Origin of the sequence: Ruminiclostridium hungatei (assembly GCF_002051585.1) — a bacterium.
GTDB lineage: Bacteria > Bacillota > Clostridia > Acetivibrionales > DSM-1351 > Ruminiclostridium > Ruminiclostridium hungatei.
In genome coordinates, this window is record NZ_MZGX01000045.1 from 1 (window position 1) to 6,886 (window position 6,886).

At 40.4% G+C, this 6,886-nt stretch carries 5 protein-coding genes; all 5 read right to left on the bottom strand.

Annotated features, from left to right (window positions below; all coding sequences use genetic code 11):
• Nucleotides 1–458, bottom strand: a 458-nt coding sequence (locus CLHUN_RS21170) for a hypothetical protein (protein ID WP_133051128.1), incomplete at its 3' end; no start/stop codon positions are given.
• A gap of 16 nt (nucleotides 459–474) precedes the next feature.
• Nucleotides 475–1,692 carry an RHS repeat-associated core domain-containing protein gene (locus CLHUN_RS21175; protein ID WP_080066679.1) on the bottom strand — a complete coding sequence of 406 codons (1,218 nt, stop codon included), beginning with the start codon at nucleotides 1,690–1,692 and terminating at the stop codon, nucleotides 475–477.
• Entirely contained in the window at nucleotides 1,658–2,476 is an 819-nt protein-coding gene (locus CLHUN_RS21180; RefSeq protein WP_080066680.1) for an RHS repeat protein, read from the bottom strand. Before CLHUN_RS21180 ends, CLHUN_RS21175 begins: the two co-directional genes overlap by 35 nt.
• 538 nt (nucleotides 2,477–3,014) lie before the next feature.
• Nucleotides 3,015–3,491 carry a hypothetical protein gene (locus CLHUN_RS21185; protein WP_080066681.1) on the bottom strand — a complete coding sequence of 159 codons (477 nt, stop codon included), beginning with the start codon at nucleotides 3,489–3,491 and terminating at the stop codon, nucleotides 3,015–3,017.
• Between the two features lie 33 nt (nucleotides 3,492–3,524).
• Nucleotides 3,525–6,886, bottom strand: a 3,362-nt coding sequence (locus CLHUN_RS21190) for an RHS repeat-associated core domain-containing protein (RefSeq protein ID WP_165755821.1), incomplete at its 5' end; no start/stop codon positions are given.

Consider the following 6,886-nt stretch of genomic DNA (forward strand, 5'->3'; position numbering starts at 1 on the left):
AGATTTATTAAATCAATAACCGCATTAGCATAGTCTAAGTAGTCGGCATCCTCTTTTAATTTTATACTTTCAATTCCCATATAACCATAACCCTTTTTTAGCGGTAAACCCAAACTAATATATTTACTCTCTATGTCATTCCAGCCTAATGTAATATACTTTTTCCCTAGAGAAGCATTTTTAAAACCTTTTATACCATAGTATTTTTCTTCAAATGTTTTCTTTGATTCATATGGAGTATATTCATTCCATGCCTCAATACCTTCTCCTATCTTTAATGCTAAATCTTTACTTTCATAAGGATAAGTAAGTTCAATAGGCTCATACGCTTCATAATATGCGTAACTAACTCCATCATCTAAAAGTTTATTAGATTTACTTATAGGAAATATTACAATATTTTTGTCTTTATCAACTAACAATGAAACATATCTAAAATTCTTCAAATCCGTATCCAAATGAAAACCCCTCCTATTATTTAATAATTTTTACTACAACATTAATATTTTTCTCACTTTTTGCATAGTCTGTAATATATTTAAACACCTTTGCCTGGTCTGCAGTCATTTCAACTGCTGGAATAGCTATTTCAAGAGTTCTACTTGTCCCATCCATAACATAGTAATTAACTTTTTCAAATTTTGCTTCAGAAAAATTTGCTAAATCATTTACATATCCTTTTAGTAAACTTTTTAGATTACTACTTTTCTGATAAGTTTTTGCAGTAATATCAATTGACTTTATACTTTTAATATCACTTAAATATCCCTTACCATTTCTAAACTCTTTTATTGCCCAGTCAATTACCGGAAAATTGTTACCCCATCCACCTAACGCTTTTTCAATCTCCCAACCTCGGTCAAATGCTTTCATCGCCCAAACACCAGTTTTCGTATACTCATCTGCTCTTGATAATATCTTTGTACCCGCTTTTATTCCTTTCGCTGTATATGAACCAGGTGCATACGGGACAATCGTTGCTGCCACATCCCATGCTAAATATCCAAAATTGGCCCAACTAGGGTTGCGAACAAAATCAGAAAAACTCCAACCTATACTTAAAACATCAAGAATTGTTTCAACTGGAATATTTCCACTAGGGTCACTATACATAATTGGATCACTATAGCAATACGTGTATAGATTTAAAGATAACGGGTCACTATCCTTACCCCAATAGCTATCCTCTGTAATAAACCTACCAATCCCCGGGTCATAATACCGCGCCCTCAAATAGATAGTCCCGGTTTCCTTATCGAAATATTCTCCACAGTACCTGAACAGGTTTGTATCGTTAGGGTCTATGTTCTTTTCATTTCCAAAGGCATCATAATCATACACTTTTATGCTGCTTCCTGTTGTACTGGTAAGCTGCACTGTGTCTCCATGACCATTATACAGGAAATACCTTCTATTTGCACTTTCCTCAGCGTATATGAGATTTATTCCCCGTATGTATTTATTGCTTACGTTTCCTGCGCCGTCGATTTCCAGCACCATCTGGTCACCGTCCCATATGTGGTTTGTGGTGACACCGTTTACTGTCTTTGAGGCTCTCAACCCATCCCAATTGTGGGTATAGCTGTAGGTATTGCTTCCTTCCGTCACTTTTACCAGTTGGTTCAAGCCGTCATATTCGTTTATTGTAATGCTATTCTCAGTATTTGCTGTAATTGTTGCTTTTGCTTTCACCCGTACCCGGTGCTTGGGCTTCAAGGCTCAGCGCCTGCTCTGTGGTTGTATCCAGGGTTGTCATCGGGATTATTTCCAGTGAAGCTTTTTCCGTGGAGGTTGTTCCCGACAAGGCTGTTTCTGTAGAAGCTGCAGAATCAGTTTCTATAGAGTCTGTTCCTGCCGACGTTATCTCCTCCGCTGCTCCGATTGCTGAAATATCAGCTTCTGTGGTTTGCCCCTCCGTAGCCGGTGAGATTGTTTCGGTGTACTTGCAGATTGTATTTCCGTTATTGTCATAGCTGTAATGGGTTGTCTTTGAGGACTGTCCCATATTCTTTGTCTCTTCCGAAAGCCTGTTGTTGCCGTCATAGGCATAGGCTGTAGATGACACTCCGTCCACTATCATGGTTTTCCGGTTATTGCTGTCGTCATAGGTATAGGCTATAGCGGGTTCTCCTGCAGGAGCCTCGTTTGTCAGCCTTCCCAGGCCGTCATATTGGTATGCTGTGACCTTTCCGGTATTGTCGGTTTTCGATGCCTGGTTTCCGTCCAGGTAATAGGTATAGTCAAAGCCTGATATTTCCGTCATACCATCCCTGTTTACCAGGGAGGTCAGCTTGTTGCTGAGATTGTAGTCATAGGTGGTAGCATTGCCGTTTGTATATGCCAATGACTTTCTGTTTCCGTTTTCATCATATGAATACACCGCTTGAAGCTCACTGTTTTCATAAAGCTGCTCCAGCCTGTTCATTTTATCGTATACATAGCCTGTGTTTATGGTACCTGCACCATTTTTTGTCACCGTGAAGGTTTTTCTGTTGTTGTTGGCGTCATAGCTGTACTCCTTGAGTACATCTCTGAATACTTTAGTTCACTATGCGCAAAAGCTAAACAAGATTATATTTAAGAATTGATATTATGAATATGCTGGTAGTTTAAGCATTCTTTAACCAAGTAGAATTGCTTAACTGATACTCCCATACGAATTTAATTCCTTGAATCCAAAGGATTCTCGGGGATTGCAAACAAAGAACTTACTGAAATAGTATGGTTCACCACAAGGATTCTGCGCCGTCGCAGTAACTCCACCATCCAGGTCTCGCGTGCTGCTTAAAGTAACATCCTGTCACTTTACCGGCTAAAATACTTGCTGTCCACTACAAATTTCAGTAAGTTCTTTTATCTATGCGCCTTTGGTCGCATTATTACCTATTGATTTAAATTGTACTCGCGTACCAGCACAATCAAATATACTTGGTGATTAATATTCAAACTAGCACAGTAACAAAAGTCAAGAAAAAGCATTTCATAGAAGTTTTTCATTTGTGTATGAAAACATGCTATATTTTCAAAAAATCAAATAAATTTAGATATCTTTTTGGAGTAAAATATGACCTTAATGAAAATCTATCAATAGGATATAAAATATCCCATTTCTTTACTTCAAAAGATCTATAATTCTCTCCATCAATTGCCTTAGCTCCTATAAATTTTCCGTAAAGGACATATTTATTTTTTCCTGCCAAAACACTTGAATTAGGCTCTTTCCCTAGTTCACTCCACTTAACATCTATAAACTCAATCCTTTCTGAATCAAACTCGCCTTCACTATCACCAATAATTACCCAATTGGGTCCTGTAGTCTGACCATATTCACAAATCAACATAGTCTCATTTTTATCTTGTTTATATAACTTATTTGGATTTACACTCATTTTTATAGGAAGAAAATTACCAGCAACCAATATAAAAACTGCAAAAATTACAATTCTAGTAATCATTTTTTTAATTCCAGCTCTATGTTTTTCTTTATACACCTTGATTCACTCCTCAATAAAACTTATTACATATCAATTTTGGGGGTTAAATGTTTCCCAGTAAGCTTTTTGTTTTGAATATGTTACTGGATAATTAACCGAACCATATATTGAAAAGCCATATATAAATCGGTAAATTTTATTTTTAAGGCTCTCACCCCTATTCATATCACCGTACCATGACCTTCCAACTATAGCCCTTGTTGTTCCACCTACCTGATTAACCCATTTTTGCGCAAAGCTATAATTTTGACCGTTAACATCCGTACCAGTCCTACATGAACCAAACCATGAGTATGGATTGTTAAATGCATTTGAATCTATACTATCAATATCATCCATACTTATACTATAATTACTTGCATTATCTTGGCTGTAACCCAACTCAATTGAGCCTGGTAATCCGTGAGAGAATACAAAGAATTTTGTAATTTTATCATTACTTCTGTTAGAACCATCTTTACAGTTAATATAATCCGTTAAATCACTTGCATAATGGATAAATTTTACGTCTACCCCAATATCCTTTGCAACATAAATAAAGTGTTCCCTATCTGTATTAGACCATCCAGCCATAGAAATAACCCACGTTATATTTTCTTTGGAATCTAGTTCTCTTAATTCTCTTAACTCCTTAATTGCTGGTTCGATAAAATTATATTTAAAGTCTTTGCTATCATTGCTATACCTACCTCCAGACACAACAATGTACTCATGCCCACTAGGGTCAAAATAATTAACAGGGTTATTCCCACAATAAGTATACAAATTCAAACTCAGCGGATCACTATCCTTGCCCCAATAGCTGTCCTCCGTAATAAACCTGCCAATCGTCGGGTCATAATACCTCGCCCTAAGATAAATAGTCCCGGTTTCCTTATCGAAATATTCTCCACAGTACCTGAACAGGTTTGTATCGTTAGGGTCTATGTTCTTTTCATTTCCAAAGGCATCATAATCATACACTTTTATGCTGCTTCCTGTTGTACCGGTAAGCTGCGCTGTATCTCCATGACCATTATACAGGAAATATCTTCTATTTTCACCTTCCCCGGAGTATATGAGATTTATTCCCCGTATATACTTATTGGTTACATTTCCTGTGCCGTCGGTTTCCAGCACCATCTGGTCACCGTCCCATATGTGATTTGTAGTGACGCCGTTTACTGTCTTTGAGGCCCTCAGCCCATCCCAATTGTAGGTATAGCTGTATGTATTGCCGCCTTCCGTTACTTTTACCAGTTGGTTCAAACCGTTGTATTCATTTATTGTAATGCTATTCTCAGCATTTACTTCATTGTTGCTTTCACCTGTACCCGGTGCTTGGGCTTCAAGGCTCAGTGCCTGGCCTGTGGTTGTATCCAGGGTTGTCACCGGAGTTATTTCCGGCGAAGCTTTTTCCGTGGAGGTTGTTCCCGGCAAAGCTGTTTCTGTAGAGACTGTTCCTGCCGACTTTATCTCCTCTGCTGCTCCGGTGTCTGATATATCAGCTTCTGTAGTTTGCCCCTGTATAGCCGACGCGCCTGCCTCCGGCATATATTCCGGGTTTGGAATTTCTCCTGCTAATCCTGCTGCTCCCGCAGCTTCCACAATTTTGCAGATTGTATTTCCGTTGTCGTCATAGCTGTAATGGGTTGTCTCTGAGGACTGTCCAGCATTCTTTGTCTCTTCCGTAAGCCTGTTGTTTCCATCATAGACATAGGCTGTAGACGACACTCCGTCTGCCGTCATGGTTTTCCGGTTGTTGCTGTCGTCATAGGTATACGCTATAGCCGGCTCTCCTGCAGGAGCTTCACTTGTCAATCTTCCCAGGCCGTCATATTGGTATTCTGTGACCTTTCCGGTATTATCGGTTTTTGATGCCTGGTTTCCGTCCAGGTAATAGGTATAGGCATAGCCGGATATTTCCGTCATCCCGTCCCTGTTTACAAGGGAGGTCAGCTTGTTGCTCAGATTGTAGTCATAGGCGGCTGCATTGCCGTTTGTATAGGACAAGGTCTTTCTGTTTCCGTTTTCATCATATGAATACACCGCTTGAAGCTCACTATTTTCATAGACCTGCTCCAGCCTGTTCATTTTATCGTATACATAGCTTGTGTTTATGGTGCTTGCACCGTTTTTTGTCACCGTGAAAGTTTTTCTGTTGTTATTGGCATCATATCCGTACTCCTTGACCACATCTGCCGAAGTCTCGGTGCACAGGCGGCCCAGATCGTCATACCGGTACAGAGTGGTCACATTTCCGCTTGTTACGGCCTGCTTGTTTCCTGTCAGTATATACTGGTAGCTCGCTGCAACATCTCCGGTATGGTCAGGGGTGGTCACGCTTACAGTTTTCGGCCTGTTCAGTCCGTCATATACAGTGGCGGTTATGTTTCCGTTCCTGTCGGTTTTGCCTACAGGGTTTCCGTTCAGATCATAGCTGTAGGTCTCACTCTGCCCCAGGGGATCGGTCATTGCTTCCAGCCTGTTAAAGCGGTCATAGCTGTATTTTGTCACCGAGTACTCCCCGTCTGTGCCGGGAGTCACAGCATCAAGCCCGCTTATGGTCAAGGGCGAGGCCAGGCCGGTATACATCCTTAGCTTGTTGCCCGCTGCATCATAGAAATATTGTGTGTAGTTCTCAGGACTGTCTCCCTCAAAGGTTATGGTTTTAATCAATTGGTTTTTTGAGTCGTATGCAAAATCCGTCCGACTGTATTGGGCTGCCTGCCCCGGCTTGTTATTTGTAACCCTTTCGCTTGTAATATTCCCGTTGGAATCATAATAGTGCTTTTTTATTGTATGATAAACAGTGCCCGTTGAATTCTCAAAGGGTATTTTTTCTACTATTACCCTTCCGTTATTGTCATAGGTATATTCAGTGGCATAGGGCAGAGACTGTGCATTTGCCCGATTGTCCTTCTTCGCTGTTACCCTGCCCAGTGCATCATACACGGCTGTTGACCGCTGTCCAAGGATATCTGTGGTTTCAAGCAGCCGCCCCGCATAGTCATAGGCATACTTCATGGTGTAAGGCTCTGTCCAGTTTTCTTCGTTTGCCCGTACGGATTTCTCCTGAATCTTATTTCCAAGGTAATCATATTGGTAGGTATTGAACAGTTCCCGTCCGTTGTGCAGCACACCGTCCCTTATTACCCTTCCGGCCCTGTCGGTATAGGTATTATAGGTCACTGTGGGGGAATTTTCATCACCTGACACAATTCTCGTTGTTTTACTGCAATCCGCTTTTCCGTCGTTATCCAGGTCATATGCATCGGCATACAAATATTCCTCTTTTGCAAGGATTGCATCATTTTTATCTTTCGTTGTCCTGGCTTTTATCCTGCCGTCATGGTAGTACTGGTATTTTACGCTGTTTCCGCTGTCTGCCTGCTGGTTATTCCTCTGGGTGT